Raw genomic sequence first — 19,958 nt, 5'->3', positions numbered from 1 at the left:
TAATTATGGTAATTTAAGCTATAGTTAGGTGGGAGGAAGAGCACTATTAAATACGCTATAGTGAGGGTTGTTTATGTTTATATTTATTATCTTAGAAGTTATATTACCCATTTTACTATTAATAGTTATTGGGGCATTTTTGCAAAGAAAATTTGACTTTAAATTACAAAATTTTTCTACGTTAATTACATATTGCCTAATGCCTGCTGCTGTCTTTATAAACATTTATCATATTAAGATTGAATTTCAAGTATTTTCGCAAATTATATATTATGTAGTGATTTACAGTATTAGTTTAATATGCATAAGTCACATTATTGCAAAATTATTAAAATTAGAGGATGGCGAAGGAGCAGCTTTAAAAAATAGTATATCTTTAATGAACTCTGGAAACTATGGATTACCTGTCAGCCAATTTATATTCAGCCAAAACCCATTGGGTGTTTCTGTACAAATTTTGATTTTAGTATTTCAAAATTTATTAACTTATTCATATGGTATGTATAATTTGTTATCAGCCACAAGTTCTATCAAAGATATCGCTACTTTTTTTCTAAAACTACCTGTGTTTCACGCACTTTTACTAGGTGTTTTTTCCAAGTATTTGAAATTAAATTACCACAATTTGCGCTAATACCAATTGAGCAGCTTTCAGATGGCTTTGGTTCCATAGCGTTACTTTTACTGGGTGCTCAATTATCAAAAATTAAATTTAAATTTTTCCATCGTGTTATTACGATTTCGTTAATAGGCAGATTACTAGTAGGCCCAATGGTTTCTCTAGCTGCTATCTATATACTTAATATTGATGGCATTATTGCACAATCACTATTAATTGCGAGTTCATTTCCAACTTCTAGAAATGCATCGACAATTGCCATGGAATATCAAGTGGAACCAGAACTTCACGCGCAAATCGTCCTTTTTTCTACATTATTTAGTATGTTAACAGTTACTGGTGTGATTTATTTGTCTTATGTTTTATTTTAAATAAATCATAAGACAATTCATATTATTAATCATTATCTTTGTATGCTTTAATGAGTTTAATTCTAGCAAAACCATAAATGACAAAACCCGTTATAATAGCAATGATTAAATTAACAAATAGATTTTTCAAGATATCTGAACTTTGTGGTAAATCAGAACCTGAAATGAGTGGTATCCAATAATTATTTAGGTTGAATACTACAAACATTATAGTTGCGAATAATATGCTACTTTTATGTAATTTTTTTAATTGCATCTTATATTGTGCCTCAGTATATACTTCTAAAGTATCTACTTTTTTCTTACGAAGTGAAGCGATTAATATGATTGAATAGATTAAGATTAATATGAAAGTTAATGTACCTAATATAGGTAGGCGATTTAGATAGCTAGTTATAAAAAAATCTGACGCACTGATGATGAGTCCACCATAAAAAATCCATGGAGAGAACCTAGCATAATCATGTAATAGTTGTTGACGTTCATATTCGTCTGTAAATCTAAAATTAGGGATTAAACGTAGAATTTTGTCATTATCCATCATGTTTACCCCTTTCATCTAGCAATTTTATCCGCGAATCCTTTGTAATCGTAAATATTATAAAGACAATTAAAGGTAGATAGGTGTTGAACTTGGTTAAACTAGTAAAGTTTAAACTATTGCCTGCAAGGATTGGCGCAATCACTGTTGTAGTCAACAGCATATAGCTTATTGCAATGATTAAGAAAATGATTCTTTTATTACGAGTTTCTCGTAGCAATTTATGATATACTTCTCGATCTTTCACCTCTATTTCTAATGGATCAGCACTAAATTTACTCATTGACATTCTACAACCTAAAATGATAAGTAATAACGCCCCGCCAATAGTAAACGGAGATAAAAACTCACGTTCAATGTCGAAGAAAGCAGATAAATAAACGAGTGCGATAAGTACATATAATCCGATAATACTATGTTTGGCTAGAGTTTTATCGATTTCATACTGTTGGTATTCATCTGGATTACTCATTGAGCCGGTGAAATTTTGATATAGCCACTTATCTTTTCTATTCATATGAATGCTCCTCCCAAAATAAATCATTGAGTGTAACATCTAAAGCTTTCGCTATATTAATACATAAATTCAATGATGGATTATATTTATTATTTTCAATCATATTGATTGTTTGCCTTGATACTTCAACTGTTCTTGAAAGTGTAAGTTGAGACATATGCTTGGCGTTTCGATAATGCTTAACTTTATTCATGGTGAATATATCGCCACCTTGTGTGTCAAATATATGTTACATGTACAATATATACGACATTTGCAAAAGTGTCAATGCTACATTTTTTATTTAATGATCAAAATAATATGATGATATGTTTTGTTAAGCGAAATAGATATGTTGTAGAACAGTTGTAAGGGTTTGTAATTAAATATGAGGAATATATGAACTAATGGACATAGAAAAAGTCCCACTTGCTCAATATTTTGACAGTGGAACTTTTAGAAGTGGTTTTATAAAGTAGTTTCCTAGCATAGTGACTTTATAATGGATTATTGATAATACATTGTAGAGGTGAAAACAGCAGTTACGTTTCCACGATTTCGATAACAGTGTGGTACATCACTGTTAAAACGAAAAGCTTGATGATGGTTAATTGTATATATTGTTGAACCAACTTCTATTTCAAGGCTACCTTCGTTTACAATGATATATTCTTCGGAACCCATATGGTGAGGTGCTGAGTCCATTTTCCCATCTGGTTCTATTACCATTTTAAACATTTCAAATTTCTTATGATCATCGTATGGAAAATATGGATAAATGGTAACTTTATCATCAATGATTGGCACAATGTCAGATTCATCAATAAAATCTACTGTATCATTATTTAATGATGTTAATTGTGATAAAGATAGATGAAGTCCATTGGCAATTTTCCAAAGGGTTGTAATGGTAGGATTTGAATTTCCTTTTTCAATTTGGCTTAACATATTTTTGCTGACTCCAGTCGCCTTTGCAACTTTCTCTAAGCTAAGCTGATGCTTCCTACGATGGTCGGCAATGTTTTTCGCTACTATATTCTGAATATTATACAAATGCATCGCTCCTATTTACAATATAACGTACATATCGTACCATATAGTGTGTTGATTTTAAAATAATCCCCTCAAGGTGGTAAGGTATGGAAAATTATAGAAAAACAAAACCATTTAATTGGTTATTATTTATAGGTATTTTATTAGTTGGCGCCAATTTACGAGCGCCTATAACTTCTATAGGTGTTGCATTACCAGATATAAAAGCAGATTTAGCATTATCCAATAGTGCTGTTAGTGTGGTTACAGTTGTACCTTTGTTAGCCTTTGCTGTAATTTCATTATTTGCTGCTAGAACGAGTAATAGGTTAGGACTTGAGAAAACGATTTTCCTAGCTTTATGCTTAATATTAATAGGTATTATTGTTAGGTCAGTTACGGGTGTTTCATGGTTGTACATAGGCACTATATTGATTGGTATAGGTATTGGTTTTGGTAACGTGCTCGCACCAGCAGTTATTAAAGCGAAGTTTCCACTGCATATTGGTATTATGACTGGTTATTATACTGTTGTTATGAATGTCTTTGGGGGCTTATCTTCATATGGAACAGCGCCATTAGTAAAAGCCTTTAACTATAATATTGCGATCAGTGTTATTGGCATTGTAACGCTTTTAACAATTATTTTATGGTCATTCCAATTAAAAGGTAAACAAGAGATGACGACCGCCATATCTGGAGAAAGTATTAATGTATGGAAATCTCCGTTATCATGGCAGATTACTATACTAATGGGGGGACAATCGCTGATCTTTTACGCACTTATAAACTGGATGCCAGCATACCTTGCACAAAGTGGCATGTCAATCAATGAAGCGGGCGCTTATCTATCGGTGCTTCAAATATCAATTATCCCATTTACATTTATTACACCTATTTTTGCTACAAAAATGAAATCTCAGTTTTTATTAACTTTTATTACTGGGTTATGTTTTATAGTAGGTGTTGTAATTATGATATTTATGCCACAATTAGCAATTGTATCAACAATTCTTATTGGGATGGCGGGTGGTATTGCATTCGGTTTAGTTAACACGTTCTTTAGTCTGAGAACAGAGCATAGTGAAACAGCTGCTAAATTGTCAGGTATGGCACAATCTATCGGTTATTTATTTGCTGCAATTGGCCCATTACTATTTGGTATTTTACATGACATTACGGGTGAATGGTTGGCTTCATTATCCATTTTATTAATAACAGCATGTATTATCACGCTATTTGGTTCTCAAGCTGGTCGTAATCACACTATTGAACAAACTCTACAGAAATAACGCAAATCATTTTATAAACAATAGACTGAAGAAGATGGTAAAATTAAAGATTTTACAATATAATTGATTTTGATAATCATTGCACTTTTAGTAATATACATGTTGTATATTTAATTTAATTAGTAAATATTTTGATGGCTTTATAAATCTTTCGACAAGCCAAGCACAATGAGGTGAGTTTATGCAGTTAATTTTTGATCCAAGTGTAAGTCCGATCTACCGAGGTGTTTTAGCATTTTTCTTCGTAGTGAATATTATATTAGCACTTTTAATTGTATTTTTAGATAGAGATAGAAGAGATGCGACAGCAACTTGGGCATGGTTGTTCTTACTTTTCGTCATGCCTATATTAGGCTTCTTTATCTACATCTTCTTTGGTAGAGGTGTGCGTAAGAAACGTGAGCGAGGCTTTGCACATAACCAAATAGAGGATGGTATGAAACGTGTAGAATCTCAATTGAAACCATCGACAAATAAAATTAGTGATTCTGAAAATCCAATTGTAAGAAAACATAAAGATATTGCAACAACGTTATTAACAAAAGAACCATCATTTTTAAGTAATGATAATAATGTTGATATTTATACTGATGGTCATGATTTATTTGCGCAGATGAAAGAAGACTTACGTAATGCTAAGTCCTACATTCACATGGAATATTATGTTTTAGAATTAGATGGTTTGGGCACTGAAATTGTTAATATTTTAGAAGAAAAAGCAAATGAAGGGTTAGAAGTTAAACTATTATATGATGCAGTAGGTTCAAAATCTGTCCACAAATCAAAATTCAAATCATTCCAAGAAGCGGGTGGCCAAGTTGAAGCATTCTTTCAAGCCAAAATTCCTTTAATCAATTTTAGAGTGAATAATAGAAATCACCGTAAAATTGTTGTCATTGATGGTATGACTGGTTATGTCGGAGGCTTTAATATTGGAGATGAATACTTAGGATTAAATGAAAAATTTGGTTATTGGAGAGATACGCATCTAAGAGTTAGAGGTGATGGCGTAGATGCATTACAGCTAAGCTTTATTCATGATTGGAACTCGCAAGCTAAACGTGAGCAATTAGATTATAATGAAAAATATTTCCCAGAAAATGCGAATCAAGGCGGCGATGTGTCCATGCAATTAGCACTCAGTGCGCCAAGTGATAATTGGCATCAAATTGAATTTGGTTACATGAAGATGATTATGAAAGCTGAGAAATCTATTTATATGCATAGTCCGTACTTTATTCCGGATAAAGGTTATATTAATGCTTTGCGTATTGCTGCTAAGTCAGGTGTGGATGTACGTTTGATTATACCTTGCAAACCGGATCATATATTTGTATATTGGGCTACAATTTCAAGTGTGGCTCAGCTTATACGAGATGGTGTTAAAGTTTACACATATGAAAATGGCTTCATCCACTCTAAAATGATGATTATAGATGACGAAGTTGCAAGCGTAGGTTCTGCCAATATGGATATCCGAAGTTTTGAATTAAACTTTGAAATCAATGCCTTTATGTATGATGAACGTATTACTAAAAAACTTAAAGACGCTTTCTTTGAAGATTTGAAAGTATCACAAGAATTGACAGAAGCACGTTATAATCAGCGTTCTAATTGGATTAAATTTAAACAAGCTATTGCAAAATTAGCTTCACCTATATTATAAGTGAGAATGATGGTATCCCGAAAAAGAGATAACTGTTGCATCAGCACATAGATAAGAATTAGGGTATCAATCCTAGAAAAGAAGCATTCAGATGATTTAATTCAATTCATCTGAGTGCTTCTTTTTGTTCAATACTTCGTATTGTTGGCTCGCTTACTTAGGGGACAGCTTCAGCCTGTGGTTTTCAGCTCGTCCTGTCCCCTCAATAGTCTCGCCAAAATACGTCGCATTTATATGATATAATTTATAAAATCATGAATTACTATAGCTAATAGTAATAATAATTTATTTATTGAATAATAGAGAGGTGTGCCTATGCAGCGTGATACAAATCAATATATCTATAGACAATTATATAAACGTTTGAAGTCTGATATGCTAGCTTCTAAATACGAAAGCCATGAAAAGTTACCTTCCAAAAGAAATATGGCGAAGCATATGAATGTAAGTGTGAATAGCGTCAAAGCCGCATATGAACAATTATTAGCTGAAGGATATATTTATACAGAAGAGCGAAAAGGCTATTTTGTGGAGCCATTAGACAAATTAATCATTAACCCAGAAGCCCAAAATACACTTGCTTCGTATAAAAGTGTTGCAGAAATAGATTATGACTATTCATTTTCTCATATGAGCACTGACATATCTGAATTTCCAATAGATATATGGACAAAATTAACCAAACGTGTCTTTCAAGACTATGATCATTACCTCTCATCAATCCCAAATGTGAAAGGGCCAATAGAATTAAGGCAATCTATTGCTAAACTCGTCTCTTATCAAAGAGGTATTCAATGTCATCCAGAACAAATAATTATTGGTTCAGGCACCAATACATTATTAATGAAATTGATACAACTCATGTCTGAAAATGTGAAGATTACAGTCGAAAATCCAGGTTATTCTAGGTTCAGGACTATATTGCAGCAAACACAAACACAAATGGTTCCTGTTTCATTAGATAATAAAGGTATTTCTATAGAAGAAATTAAAAAGGTACAACCAGATGCTATTATTGTGACACCTTCGCATCAATTTCCTATGGGCACAATTATGCCTGTATCTAGACGTATAAGCTTATTAAACTGGGCGAGTAAGACGCACAGTTACATTATTGAAGATGATTATGATAGCGAATTCAAATATGAAACGGATAATATTCCTTCACTATTTAGTTTTGATAAAAATGAACGCGTAATATATTTAGGCACTTTTTCAAAAACGTTAATGCCAGCGTTGCGTATCAGTTATATGATATTACCAGCGAAATTAGTTCGAAAATTTGAAGTACAAAATCAAAGTACAATTCCTGATTTTTCAATATTAAATGCTTTAACATTAAATTTACTGATTAAAGAAGGACACTATGAAAAATATCTAAAAAGGATGCATCAGTTATACGGTAAAAAGAGGGCATATCTTATTGAGGAATTGCAAATGACATTTGGTAATAATATTGATATCAAAGATACGCAAGCAGGTTTACATTTTATTATTGAAGTTGTTTCACCGTATACTTATGAAGAAATTGAATCACGCGCTAAAGCATATAAATTAGAGCTTTATACAATAAATCGTTTTAATGTGAAAGCGCTTCAAAATAATAGTGAGCGAAAGACATTGATTATTGGTTTCTCTAAAATCGAACAACAGCAAATACCTGAAGCGGTTCAACGTTTAAAAAAAGTAATCATTGATCCATCTGGTACCATATAATGAGTTAAACTGGTACTTTACAGAACACCAATAATATTTTAAATTTTTAGACAATAAATGAAATAACATTTGTAATTAAGTTATAGGAGGTTTCATGATGTCAGATAAATTTAATTATTATAAAGAACAACGTGAAAAATATGTAGCACGCGGTGTAGGAAACGGAAATTTGCATGTTGCTAATGAAGCGCAAAGTGCAACCATTAAAGATGTCGAAGGTAATGTATTTATTGATTTTGCCGGCGCAATTGGAACATTGAATGTAGGACATACACATCCTGAAATTACGAAGCACTTAAAAACGCAATTAGATAAATTTATACATCCAGGGTTTAATGTGATTATGTATGAAAGTTATCTAAACTTAGCACAAAAGTTAACAGAGATTACACCAGGTAGCTTTGAAAAAAAATCAATATTGCTTAATTCGGGCGCAGAAGCTGTAGAAAATGCAGTGAAGATTGCAAGAAAATATACTGGCAGACAAGCGGTCGTTTCATTTGTAAGAGGATTTCATGGTAGAACAAATTTAACTATGTCAATGACAAGTAAAGTGAAACCTTACAAATTTGGTTTCGGTCCATTTGCACCAGAAGTTTATCAAGCGCCTTACCCAAATATTTCAGAAAAATCTGAAGAATTATCAACTGAAGCTTATACAGACCAAATTATCAATAAATTACATGATTTCTTTATAGAAACAGTAGACCCAAGTGATGTGGCTTGTATTGTTATGGAACCTGTTCAAGGTGAAGGTGGGTTCATTATCCCAGATTCTAAATTTGTAAAAGCAGTCAAACAAATTTGTGAAGATAATGGTATTGTCTTTGTAGCTGACGAAATTCAAAGTGGTTTTGCTAGAACGGGCAAAACTTTTGCTATAGAACATTTTGATATTGAACCAGATTTAATCACTGTTTCTAAATCTTTAGCTGCAGGCTTTCCATTAAGTGGTGTAGTTGGTAAGGCAGAAATCATTGATAGTGCTGCACCAGGAGAATTGGGTGGTACTTATGCTGGAAATCCATTAGCTTGTGAGGCTGCGCTTAAAGTTATTGAAATTATAGAGACAGAAGATTTAAACGGTAAAGCAGAACAACTAGGTTATAACTTAGAAACATATCTAACATCATTGAGCGAAACATATGATCAAATCTCAAGTATACGTCGATTAGGTGCCATGGTTGCTTTTGAAGTAGTTAATCCTGAAACCGGTGAACCTGATAAAGCATTAACAGGTAAACTTGTACAAGTAGCAAATGAAAAAGGTCTATTGTTGTTATCTGCCGGTATTAAAGGCAATGTTATTCGATTCTTACCACCTTTAGTTATTACAGATGACGAGTTAAATGAAGGCTTACGTATTTTAACTGATGTGTTTGAGACTGTAATTACTAAAGAAGGTATCGCATAAACAGTTATACTTTATGCTTTTTTGATATAGGGTATGGATAATTATAAGTATTTTATAATTGATCAATAAAAAGGAGACCTTAATATGACAAAATTAGAAGTATTTAACCCAGCTACAAATGAAGTCATTGAACGCTTAGATTATACAAGTGGCGAAGATATTCAAGCACAAGTGGAACGAGCACATAAAGCATTTCAACAATGGAAAAAAGTAGACGCTCACGAACGTTCTGCTAAATTATTGAAATGGGCAGAACTTATAGATGAACATCAAGATGAATTAGCACGACTCATCACATTAGAGGGCGGTAAACCACTTGCTGAAGCAAAAGGTGAAGTTACTTATGCTAATTCTTATGTGAAGTGGTATGCAGAAGAAGCAAAACGTGTTTATGGTCGCACAATTCCAGCCAATGCTTCGTCTAAAAAAATTATTATAGATAAATTCCCAGTAGGCGTTGTTGGGGCAATTACGCCATGGAATTTCCCGGCAGCTATGATTACGCGGAAAATGGCACCAGCCTTAGCAGCCGGTTGTACAATTATTTGTAAACCAGCAGTAAAAACGCCATTAACTACAATTAAGTTAGTAGAACTTGCCCATGAAGCTGGCTTCCCTAAAGATGCTATTTCTTATATTATTGCATCTGGTAAAGAAGCAGGTGATTTATTTACTGAACATGAACTTATCAGTAAAGTGACATTTACTGGGTCAACTGCAGTGGGTAAAACATTGATAGAACAATCAGCACAACAGGTTAAAAATGTAACAATGGAATTAGGTGGACTCGCACCGTTAATTGTGCATAAAGATGCGGATATTGATGCAGCTGTTGATGGAACAATTGCTTCTAAATTTAGAAATGCAGGTCAAACGTGTATATGTGCCAATAGAATTTATGTACATCAAGATATCGCAGAGACATATACAGAGAAATTAATAGAAAAAGTGCATGCACTGACTGTAGGTAATGGTTTAGAAAATGACGTGAAAGTAGGACCACTTATCGATGCACAAGCTGTTAAGAAAGTATTAACGCATATAACTGATGCGCAAGCGAAAGGCGGAGAGTTGTCGCGTAGCATTGAAGAGATTCAATCGTTAGGTGGAAATTTCTTGAAACCAGTAGTTATCTCTAACGCAAATTTGGATATGAAAGCTATGCATGAAGAAACATTTGGACCAGTTGCACCAGTTATGACATATGAAAATTTAGATGAAGTTATTCAAATAGCGAATGATACAGAATTCGGTTTAGCATCATACTTCTTTACTAATGACTATCGTACTGGATTAAAATTCTTTAATGAATTAGAGTATGGCGTTATTGGTTGGAACGACGGAGGCCCTTCTGCTGCACATGCACCGTTTGGTGGTTTGAAAGAAAGCGGATATGGCAGAGAAGGTGGCATAGAAGGTATTGAACCGTATTTAGAAACAAAATATCTTTCTATTCAAGAATAACTTTAGAAATGAATGCTTAAAGTACTTTCAATTGAAATATAAACAAGGGTTGAAGATTTAAGAAATAATAATTAATTCAGGACAAGGTTGTAAGCACAGTAATTAAGTCATATTACTGTGCCGACCTTGTAAAATTATTATTTTAATTTGAAGAATGTAATGGGGTATGTTCAATGAAATCACAAAAATCACAGTTTGATAAATCAATGAATATTGTTGATGTCTTATTTCTTGCAATCGGCGCCATGCTTGGATGGGGATGGGTCGTATTATCGGGAGAATGGGTGTCAACAGCAGGCTTTGTAGGAAGTATTGTTGCCTTTTTAATAGGAGGATTTTTAGTAATTGTAATTGGTCTTACATACGCAGAACTTGCTTCTGCAATTCCAGAAACTGGTGGAGGATTTGTCTTTGTAAAAAAAGCATTTTCACCTGGTATTGCTTTTATTTCTGGTTGGTCAGTATTATTTGGCTATGTATCAGTAATTACATTTGAAGCGGTGGCTTTACCAACAGTAATAGATTATGTTGTTCCTTTTCAACATCAAGGATTTATGTGGAATATTGCTGGATGGGACGTGTACTTAACATGGGTGTTAATTGGTTCTGTTGGTAGTATTGTCTTAACGTCATTAAATTACTTTGGTGTTAAACCTGCAGCGATAATGCAGACAGTTTTTACAATCTTTATAGTTTCGGTCGGTTTGTTACTTGTTTTTGGTGCTGGATTTAATGGCAATTTCAGTAACTTAAAGCCGTTTGAACATGGTGTAGGTGGAACAATGTCCGTATTGATGATGATTCCTTTCCTATTTGTTGGGTTTGATGTGATACCACAGATTGCTGAAGAGGTAAAAGCACCTTCTAAAAAAATAGGTGGTATTTTAATCTTATCGATTATTGCATCTGTGATTTTTTATTTACTTATTGTTTTTGGTGTCGCAACAGGATTATCTCCAAAAGCACTTGGTACAAGCAGTCTAGCTACAGCTGATGCAATGGTAAATCTTTTTGGGCATAGTGGATTTGGCGTTTTACTCGTACTGGGTGGCGTCGCAGGTATTATTACCAGTTGGAATGCATTTATTATAGGTGGTAGTAGGATTTTGTATGCTATGGCTAAAAACAAAATGATTCCACAATGGTTTGCTTATATTCACCCTAAATTCAAAACACCAACACATGGTATTTTATTTTTAGGTGTACTTGCATTTGTAGCGCCATTATTAGGAAGACCAGCACTTTCATGGATTGTTAATGCTGGAGGTATTGGTGTCGTATTAGGTTATTTATTAGTGGCAATTTCATTTTTAAAATTGCGTAAGACACAACCTGATCTAGAAAGACCGTACCGTATTAGAAATGGTAGGGTTGTTGGTATTATTGCAGTTGTACTTAGTATTTTGTTTATAATTATTTATCTTCCTGGCATGCCTTCGTCACTCGCTTGGCCAGCAGAGTGGTTAATCGTATTAGCGTGGTACTTTGTTGCCTTTGTCCTTTATTTTACTCAAAAGAGAAGAGTGACAACTGGCCGACAAGTAACAATACAAGGTGATGAACAATCTAATTAGTATTGAATAAAAAAAGATGACTCGATTTCTACAAGCTGGTTTAAGCAGCAATAGAAATTGAGTCATCTTTTTTTTTATATGTGAAGTGGCAATAGTAAATAGATTGTTACTTAGCGTTTAATGAACCATATAAAATCATAATATGATTAACATATCATATCTTTAACTAGCTATATTGATACGTTGATCTCCTGGTTTAATCCATTGTTTATTTAAGAAAAATTTATATAACATAAAGCTGAGACATGAAGGTAGCAAAATATGGAATATAGCTATCAGCAACCATGTTTGAATCGAACCACCCATTGTATTAATCGTCATAATTTGACCTATAAAGCCACTTGTACCCATACCTGCACCTGCAGGATTATTCGTCATAGGGAATAGTGTTGTCATAATTGGCGCAACAATGGCACTTGCAAGTGTTGGCGGTAAGAGAATCATTGGATTTTTAATAATATTCGGAACCTGTAACATGCTCGTTCCAATTCCAATTGATAGTAAGCCACTCCATCCATTATCTTTATAACTATTGACCGCAAATCCAACCATTTGGGAAGCGCAGCCAATAGTGGCTGCGCCAGCAGCTAAACCACTTAAATCAAGCATCAAAGCCAGTGCTGCGCTAGAAATAGGTGCTGTTAAAGCTAGGCCAAATATAACAGACACGACTATTCCCATAACTAATGGTTGCTGTTCTGTCCCAACTATAATCACTTTGCCTAAGCCAGTCATGAATTGATTTAAAGCTGGACCAAATAGTTTTGCTATCGCCCCACCCACTACAATGGTAAGTAAAGGCGTGATGATGATATCTATTTTTGTCTTACCAGCATAAAGTCTGCTTAATTCAACAACAATAAGTGTTGCTATATATGCACCAACAGCGCCCCCACCAAATGTGTCATAACCAAGGGTCCCAACGATAACACAAGAAAAAATAACTAGAGGTTTTGCACCTAGACCATAAGCTATAGCAACACCAATTGCTGCTCCAGTTACGGACATAGCTACCTTGCCTATTTCAGATAAGAAAGATAAATTGAGTTGAGATATCAAAGTTTGGTTTCCTAATGTTTCTAAAATTAGTCCAATGATTAATGAACCAAATAAGCCAAGTGCCATAAAACTTAGTGCTTCAATAACCCATCTATGTAAATGATTTTTCATTAAGTATGCTCCCTGTTTTTTAAATGAAGTTATTTTATAAATTAATATTAGTATATAGATAGTTTTCAGTGTTGGCTAGTTTATTTAGAAATTGATACAACTATTGTTATATATTAGTGGAATAAAATTTGAGGCTAGGACACAAATACAATGTCCCAGCCTCAGAAAGCTTAATGATTTAATTTATATAGCGCTACGTGTTACGAAACTATAAGAATGAATACTTAGTTTTTATTAACCGAAGCATCATAGATAGATTCAACTGTTTCGCCTAAAATTCTGTCGAACTCTTCATCTGATTGATTTACATTTAAATCATTGATTAGTGCACGAGAGAAACTTGCTATTAAGTCTTTATTTTGTTTAAGTACTTCATTAGCATGTTCTCTGCTATAACCACCAGATAACGCAACGACGCGAACAACGTTTGGATGATTAATTAGTGATTGATATTGGTCTGCTTTAGTAGGGATAGTTACTTTAAGCATTACTAATTGATCATCAGTTAATTTATTTAATTCTTCTAATATAGAATCAGTTAAGTAAGCTTCGATTTCTTCTTTGTTTTCAGCATTAATATTAACTTCAGGTTCAATAATAGGAACTAAACCTGCAGCAATGATTTGTTTAGCTACTTCAAATTGTTGTTTAACTACTAAATCAATACCATCTTTATTAAGTTCTAAGATATTAGAACGCATTTTAGTTCCAAAAATTTTATGTTCGTTTGCACGGCTTAATAAATCGTCTAATTCAGGCATTGGTTTCATCAATTGAACGCCATCTTTTTGTTCATCTAAACCTTTATCTATTTTTAAGAATGGTACGATACCTTTATCTGCAAGGTAGTCACCAGTATGTTTACCTTCTACTTCACGATCCATTGTTTGTTCGAAAAGGATTGCACCAACAATTTTATCAGAGCTAAATGAAGGTGATGAAACAATACGTGTACGCATGTCATGAACGAGTTTGAACATTTCATCTTCACTATTGTATTGATCTTCAGTAACACCATAGTCGCTTAGCGCTTTAGGTGTACTACCACCACTTTGGTCTAATGCTGCAATGAATCCTTTACCATTTTTTACTTTGTCAAATTGTTCTTTATTCATTCTTACCACTCCTTTTACTTTATTCAATTAATAGTATGATAAAAAACTGTCTGAAACGCAAGTTGTAGGCACCTTGTATAACAGAATATAATAAAAATTCTATCTATTATAAAAAATACGTAATAATAATTGTATCTATTTTGTAACGGATATCAAAAATATAGGTGTTGGGTTATAGAAAGCGTCCTTCTCATTATAAATACGATGATATACGCCTTCATCAAGATGTATATGATTAAAGCCTAATGCTTTAAGTATTTGAATATCATATTGTGGTCGGGGGTGATGATTAATTGGGATACTCTGCTTAATAGCTTCGCTTTCTGCTAGCATATCTTTATCAAGTGTGTCATGAGCATGATTTGACCCAATCGATTTATAGGATTCAAATGAATCTTTACCATAATCAGCATCAATATTTATCAGCTTACCCTGTGGTTTTAATACGCGTAACCACTCTTTATAAGCAGCATTTGTATTTGGTAGGAGCCAAGTTACATTTCTTGAGATAACAATATCAAATGTTTCATCTTCAAAGTCTAGATTTTCAGCGTCCATAATCCTGAAATCTAGATTTTGTTTGAAGTGTTGTGCATTTGCTTTAGCATGTTCTATCATTTCTGGTGAAAGATCTATACCAGTAACTGTTCCTCCGTGTTGAGTGCATAAGATTGCTAAAAATCCAGCACCAGTACCGATATCTAATATTTTCATCCCTTTATGTATAGGGGCAATTTGATTGATTTCATCAATCCAGGTTAATGCATGCTTACTCTCTAATTCTGCTTGTTTATTTTCGCCAAAAGAGCCAGCTCGTTTATCCCAGTAATTAACAATTTGTGATTTTCCCATTTGCAGTACTCCTTTATTTTATTTGACTCAAAAGTTTCTTATCTTATTATAGAATATTTGAGCGAAAAAGTGAGTTAAGAGAATTAAAACATTAAAATTTTGCAAATGATTGCCAATAATGGCATTCATTTTATCTAATTAAAAAATATTGATTTTATACTTTTTTAGGTATTAAGAATTTAATTTTTTTATAATAATTAATTCTGTTTTTTTGAATTCAAACAAAAAAAGTAAAACAAATATTTATGCATTAATATAGTATAAATATCCAAATAGTAAAATTGTAAGATTCATTAATTACGTTAAATTTAAACTTAACACTGTGATTGTGGCGATTTTTATATGATGGACAAATGTTTGTTTTATATAATTATTCATATTTTGGTGGAGGTATTTTTGAATGTAATTTGCATTATTATTTAAAGTTCGTTAGGCTCATGTTTGTGAATTAATATTTTGTTTTGCTAATATTTATTTATTTTAGCAACTTATACATAGTTAAGAAAACTAAATTCAGGGGTGTTCAAAAATGGAAAAGAATAAAGTCATGGATTGGACGACCTTTATAGGATCATCGATAATTTTACTTATTGCAGTAATTCCTATGATGGTCTTTCCAAAAGCAAGTCAAGATATTATTACTAAAATGAACGATGCTGTTTCTAGTTCAATAGGTTCTATATATTTACTAATTGGCTTAGCAACATTGATTTTCGTATTATACATAGCTTTTGGTAAATATGGAAACGTAACTCTAGGTAAAGCAACAGATAAACCTGAGTTCAATAATTTTAGTTGGGCTGCAATGCTGTTTTGTGCTGGTATTGCTTCTGATATTTTATACTGGGGTATCATTGAATGGGCATTTTATTATCAAGATCCTCCACATGGTGGTAAAGGGATGACAGATAGTGCGCTTAATTATGCAACTATGTATGGTATGTTCCACTGGGGGCCAATTGCATGGGCAACCTTTGTATTACCGGCGCTTTGTATTGGTTATCTTGTATTTGTGAAAAATAAACCAGTTTATAAAATTAGTCAGACATTACGTCCTATATTAAAAGGACAAACAGATGGTATTGTCGGAAAAATAGTTGATATTGTCTTCATTTTTGGTTTGTTGGGCGGAGCAGCTACATCATTAGCATTAGGTGTGCCGATGATTACAGCAGGAATAGAGCGTCTTACAGGCATAGATGGAGATAATATGCTCATGAAGAGCATTATTTTGTTAGTTATTACAGCAATATTTGCTTATAGTTCATATTCAGGGTTGAAAAAAGGTATTAAAGTTTTAAGTGATGGAAACGTAATATTGTCATTTATATTACTCGGATTTGTATTAGTTGTAGGTCCGACCGTATTTATAATGGAAACAACAATCACTAGTATGGGTAATATGTTTAAAAACTTTTTCCAAATGGCTACATGGATTGAACCGTTTGGTGGTATAGGGGGACGTGAAGAAACAATGTTCCCTCAAAAATGGACCATATTTTATTGGGCATGGTGGATAGTTTATGCACCATTTATTGGATTATTTATTGCACGTATATCAAAAGGTCGTACACTAAAAGAACTTGTTTTAGGTACGCTAGTATATGGAACATTAGGCTGTATGTTATTCTTTGGTATCTTTGGAAACTATGCAGTATATTTACAAATAAGTGGTCAATTTAATGTAATTGAATTCTTAAATACGCATACTACTGAAGCAACAATTATTGAAGTACTACATCATTTACCGTTTCCAAACTTGGTTATCGTGCTATTCTTGGTTTCAGCAATCTTATTCTTAGCAACAACATTTGACTCTGGTTCCTACATTTTAGCTGCAGCATCACAGAAAAAAGTGATTGGTGAGCCATTAAAAGCAAATCGCTTATATTGGGCATTTGCTTTGTGCTTGTTACCATTTGCGCTAATGTTAGTAGGTGGTGAACGTGCATTAGATGTATTGAAAACAGCTTCCGTATTAGCAAGTGTGCCAGTACTTGTTGTGTTTGTAATGATGATGATTTCCTTCTTAAGGACATTGTCTGAAGATCGACTCAAACTGGAGCACCGTGCTGATAAATATAGAGAAGTAGAACGCCGTTCATTAAGAATTACGCAAGTGAGAGAGAAAAAAGAAGACGACAATCTATAAAGTGCAAAATAGCTGCCGACAGCATGTCGGCAGCTATTTTTATAATTTTATTAATTAAATGAGAATGCAACGCCACATATTATCGAATAGGGTTAAATTAAGTATATAAGACAAAAATGAAGGTGAATCATTAACAGAATAAGTAATAGAATCTTTATTTTTATAAATCCGAAAACTTATTCTTCTCTGTGCGTTTCTTCTGGTATGGGGAAGTATTTGAAGATTTCGCCACTTTCAAGCGCATCACTTAATTGATCTAACCATTCATAATAAGGCAATGTATCAACGAGTTGCTGTTTAGTTTCAACTGCTTCACTCTTAGTAGCCGCATCAACGTTTTTATCATTAATGATTTTATCTAAAATTGCAACTGAATCATGGACAGCTTCAGCGTTAATGACAATTTCTCTTCTCCATTTTCGAGTGAAGAAATTTCTGAAGAAATTAAAGAAATCTTTTTCGGCTATGAAATGCTGTTTTCTACTTCCACGAGTGAATTGTTGTTTTACGATATCAAATTCTTGGAGCCTTTTAACGCCAGCACTCATACTCGGCTTACTCATTTGTAACTGTTCGCGCATTGCGTCCAACGTCATACTATCTTCGAAAAGCATAGTACCAAATAAATTTCCAACGCTTCTATTGATACCGTATAAATCCATGGTCTCACCAATGGCATTGATAACAATATCTTTGGCTTCGTCTAATTGATTTTCAGGGTTGTTAGAATGTACCAATATGTACACCTCCGATTAAAAAATTTTAAGTTCAAATTAAGGAAAGACAATTCATCTAAGTAATATAGATACTAGATAATAATTGAAAATGAGTGTGTAATATTTGAACTCGTTTGACACCCTTTCAATTACTATGCTAACATAAACTCTATAAAATTCGTTAAATAAAAATTTAACAAACTTAACGGAGGTAATTTTAATGGAACTTGTAAAAAATTTATCTCGCCGTCAATTTATTGATGGTGAGTGGGTTGAAAGCTCAAATAAAGAAACAAGAAAAATTATTAATCCATTTAATCAAGAAGTGATTTTTGAAGTTGCAGAAGGAACAGCCGATGATAGCGAGCGTGCAATATTAGCAGCTAGACGTGCATTTGAAGATGGTGAATGGGCTAACGAAACAAGTGAAAATCGCGGTAAGAAAGTGAGAGCAATCTCTGACTTAATCGTTAAGCATCGTGAAGAATTAGCTAAACTTGAAACATTAGACACTGGTAAGACGTTAGAAGAATCTTATGCTGACATGGACGATATTGCTAATGTATTTAATTTCTTTGCTGGACTAGCAGACAAAGATGGCGGTGAAATTATAGATTCACCAATTCCAAATACAGAAAGTAAAGTTATCAAAGAACCAATTGGTGTCGTTACACAAATCACACCGTGGAATTATCCTTTACTTCAAGCATCTTGGAAAATAGCACCTGCATTAGCTTCAGGATGTTCATTAGTCATGAAACCGAGTGAAATTACTCCGTTAACAACTATTCGTGTATTTGAATTGATGGAAGAAGTAGGCTTCCCACAAGGTGTAATTAACCTTGTACTAGGTAAAGGTTCAGAAGTAGGCGAGCCACTATCATCACATAAAGAAGTGGATCTAGTATCATTTACCGGTGGTATTCAAACAGGTAAACATATTATGAAAAATGCGGCAGATCACGTAACAAATATTGCTTTAGAATTAGGCGGTAAAAATCCAAATATTATATTTGATGATGCTGACTTTGATTTAGCAGTAGATCAAGCATTGAATGGTGGATTTTTCCATGCAGGTCAAGTTTGTTCTGCAGGAGCAAGAATTATCGTGCATAACGATATTAAAGAAAAATTTGAAGCAGCACTTATAGAAAGAATAAAAAATATTAAATTAGGTAACGGTTTTGACGAAGATACAGAAATGGGACCAGTCATTTCAGCCGAACACCGTGAAAAAATTGAAAACTATATGGAAGTTGCTAAATCAGAGAATGCAACGATTGCAATTGGTGGTAAACGCCCTGAACGTGAAGATTTACAAGATGGTTTCTTCTTTGAGCCAACAGTTATTACAGATTGTGATACGTCAATGCGTATTGTACAAGAAGAAGTGTTTGGCCCTGTTGTAACGATTGAAAGTTTCACAACTGAAGCAGAAGCAATCGAACTTGCTAACGATTCAATTTACGGATTAGCAGGTGGCGTGTTTACAAATGATGTTGGAAAAGCAGAACGCGTAGCAAATAAATTGAAAATGGGTACCGTTTGGATTAACGATTTCCATCCATATTTCGCACAAGCACCATGGGGTGGATATAAACAATCAGGTATTGGTAGAGAGCTTGGTAAAGCTGGATTAGCTGAATATCAAGAAGAAAAGCATATTTTACGTAATACAAATCCAGAGCCAGTCAATTGGTTCGGTAAAGCATAACTAAATTATAAAATATATATATAAAGAAGGCTAAATAACATTTAATAAATTCAG

Annotated in this window: 16 protein-coding genes and 1 pseudogene; 9 read left to right on the top strand and 8 right to left on the bottom strand. The window is 33.3% G+C overall.

The features are described from left to right. The first annotated feature begins 73 nt into the window (after positions 1–73). Positions 74–990 (top strand): annotated as a pseudogene (locus D9V42_RS02695) (AEC family transporter). A 25-nt stretch (positions 991–1,015) separates the two neighbouring features. On the opposite strand, the gene D9V42_RS02690 reads toward D9V42_RS02695, so the two are convergent. From D9V42_RS02690 to D9V42_RS02675, 4 genes are all read right to left on the bottom strand, one after another. Then, positions 1,016–1,531 (bottom strand): hypothetical protein, encoded by a 516-nt coding sequence (locus D9V42_RS02690; RefSeq protein ID WP_122062942.1) that lies wholly within the window; start codon positions 1,529–1,531, stop codon positions 1,016–1,018. After that, positions 1,524–2,003 carry a hypothetical protein gene (locus D9V42_RS02685; RefSeq protein ID WP_244204770.1) on the bottom strand — a complete coding sequence of 160 codons (480 nt, stop codon included), beginning with the start codon at positions 2,001–2,003 and terminating at the stop codon, positions 1,524–1,526. Before D9V42_RS02685 ends, D9V42_RS02690 begins: the two co-directional genes overlap by 8 nt. A 37-nt stretch (positions 2,004–2,040) precedes the next feature. Then, a complete protein-coding gene (locus D9V42_RS02680) occupies positions 2,041–2,241 on the bottom strand; it encodes a helix-turn-helix transcriptional regulator (RefSeq protein WP_107529893.1) in 201 nt (66 codons plus the stop codon). A gap of 293 nt (positions 2,242–2,534) precedes the next feature. Continuing rightward, positions 2,535–3,080 carry a helix-turn-helix domain-containing protein gene (locus D9V42_RS02675; protein WP_107529894.1) on the bottom strand — a complete coding sequence of 182 codons (546 nt, stop codon included), beginning with the start codon at positions 3,078–3,080 and terminating at the stop codon, positions 2,535–2,537. Between the two features lie 86 nt (positions 3,081–3,166). On the opposite strand from D9V42_RS02675, the gene D9V42_RS02670 reads away from it, so the two are divergent. The 6 genes from D9V42_RS02670 to D9V42_RS02645 all read left to right on the top strand — a co-directional run bounded on the left by D9V42_RS02670 (position 3,167) and on the right by D9V42_RS02645 (position 12,185). After that, positions 3,167–4,351: a CynX/NimT family MFS transporter gene (locus D9V42_RS02670; protein ID WP_107529895.1), complete on the top strand. Its 1,185-nt coding sequence runs from the start codon at positions 3,167–3,169 to the stop codon at positions 4,349–4,351. A gap of 181 nt (positions 4,352–4,532) precedes the next feature. Beyond that, positions 4,533–6,017: a cardiolipin synthase gene (gene cls, locus D9V42_RS02665; protein ID WP_107529896.1), complete on the top strand. Its 1,485-nt coding sequence runs from the start codon at positions 4,533–4,535 to the stop codon at positions 6,015–6,017. A 315-nt stretch (positions 6,018–6,332) separates the two neighbouring features. Beyond that, positions 6,333–7,733: a MocR-like transcriptional regulator GabR gene (gene gabR, locus D9V42_RS02660; RefSeq protein WP_122062938.1), complete on the top strand. Its 1,401-nt coding sequence runs from the start codon at positions 6,333–6,335 to the stop codon at positions 7,731–7,733. A gap of 97 nt (positions 7,734–7,830) precedes the next feature. Continuing rightward, positions 7,831–9,147 (top strand): 4-aminobutyrate--2-oxoglutarate transaminase, encoded by a 1,317-nt coding sequence (gabT, locus tag D9V42_RS02655; protein WP_122062936.1) that lies wholly within the window; start codon positions 7,831–7,833, stop codon positions 9,145–9,147. An 84-nt stretch (positions 9,148–9,231) separates the two neighbouring features. Next, positions 9,232–10,611 (top strand): NAD-dependent succinate-semialdehyde dehydrogenase, encoded by a 1,380-nt coding sequence (locus tag D9V42_RS02650; RefSeq protein WP_122062934.1) that lies wholly within the window; start codon positions 9,232–9,234, stop codon positions 10,609–10,611. 173 nt (positions 10,612–10,784) lie between these two features. Then, positions 10,785–12,185, top strand: coding sequence for an APC family permease (locus D9V42_RS02645; protein WP_122062933.1), 1,401 nt, complete (start codon positions 10,785–10,787; stop codon positions 12,183–12,185). A 162-nt stretch (positions 12,186–12,347) separates the two neighbouring features. Here D9V42_RS02645 and D9V42_RS02640 read toward each other — a convergent pair whose 3' ends face one another. From D9V42_RS02640 to D9V42_RS02630, 3 genes are all read right to left on the bottom strand, one after another. Further along, entirely contained in the window at positions 12,348–13,355 is a 1,008-nt protein-coding gene (locus tag D9V42_RS02640) for a PTS sugar transporter subunit IIC (protein ID WP_122062931.1), read from the bottom strand. Positions 13,356–13,579: 224 nt separating this feature from the next. Further along, on the bottom strand, positions 13,580–14,470 hold the full coding sequence (locus tag D9V42_RS02635) for a fructose bisphosphate aldolase (RefSeq protein WP_017723888.1): 891 nt from the start codon (positions 14,468–14,470) through the stop codon (positions 13,580–13,582). A gap of 135 nt (positions 14,471–14,605) precedes the next feature. Next, entirely contained in the window at positions 14,606–15,322 is a 717-nt protein-coding gene (locus D9V42_RS02630; RefSeq protein WP_017723887.1) for a class I SAM-dependent methyltransferase, read from the bottom strand. 529 nt (positions 15,323–15,851) lie between these two features. Here D9V42_RS02630 and D9V42_RS02625 point away from each other — a divergent pair. Continuing rightward, a complete protein-coding gene (locus D9V42_RS02625) occupies positions 15,852–17,474 on the top strand; it encodes a BCCT family transporter (RefSeq protein WP_017723886.1) in 1,623 nt (540 codons plus the stop codon). A gap of 176 nt (positions 17,475–17,650) precedes the next feature. Here the strand turns inward: D9V42_RS02625 and cudC are convergent, their stop codons facing one another. After that, positions 17,651–18,211 (bottom strand): choline uptake/conversion transcriptional regulator CudC, encoded by a 561-nt coding sequence (cudC, locus tag D9V42_RS02620; protein ID WP_017723885.1) that lies wholly within the window; start codon positions 18,209–18,211, stop codon positions 17,651–17,653. Between the two features lie 199 nt (positions 18,212–18,410). On the opposite strand from cudC, the gene betB reads away from it, so the two are divergent. Continuing rightward, positions 18,411–19,904: a betaine-aldehyde dehydrogenase gene (betB, locus tag D9V42_RS02615; protein ID WP_122062929.1), complete on the top strand. Its 1,494-nt coding sequence runs from the start codon at positions 18,411–18,413 to the stop codon at positions 19,902–19,904. Positions 19,905–19,958: the final 54 nt, after the last annotated feature.

The organism is Staphylococcus pseudoxylosus (genome assembly GCF_003697915.1).
Taxonomy (GTDB): domain Bacteria; phylum Bacillota; class Bacilli; order Staphylococcales; family Staphylococcaceae; genus Staphylococcus; species Staphylococcus pseudoxylosus.
The sequence above is the reverse complement of the archived record's forward strand: the minus strand, read 5'-3'. Positions and strand labels throughout refer to the sequence as shown.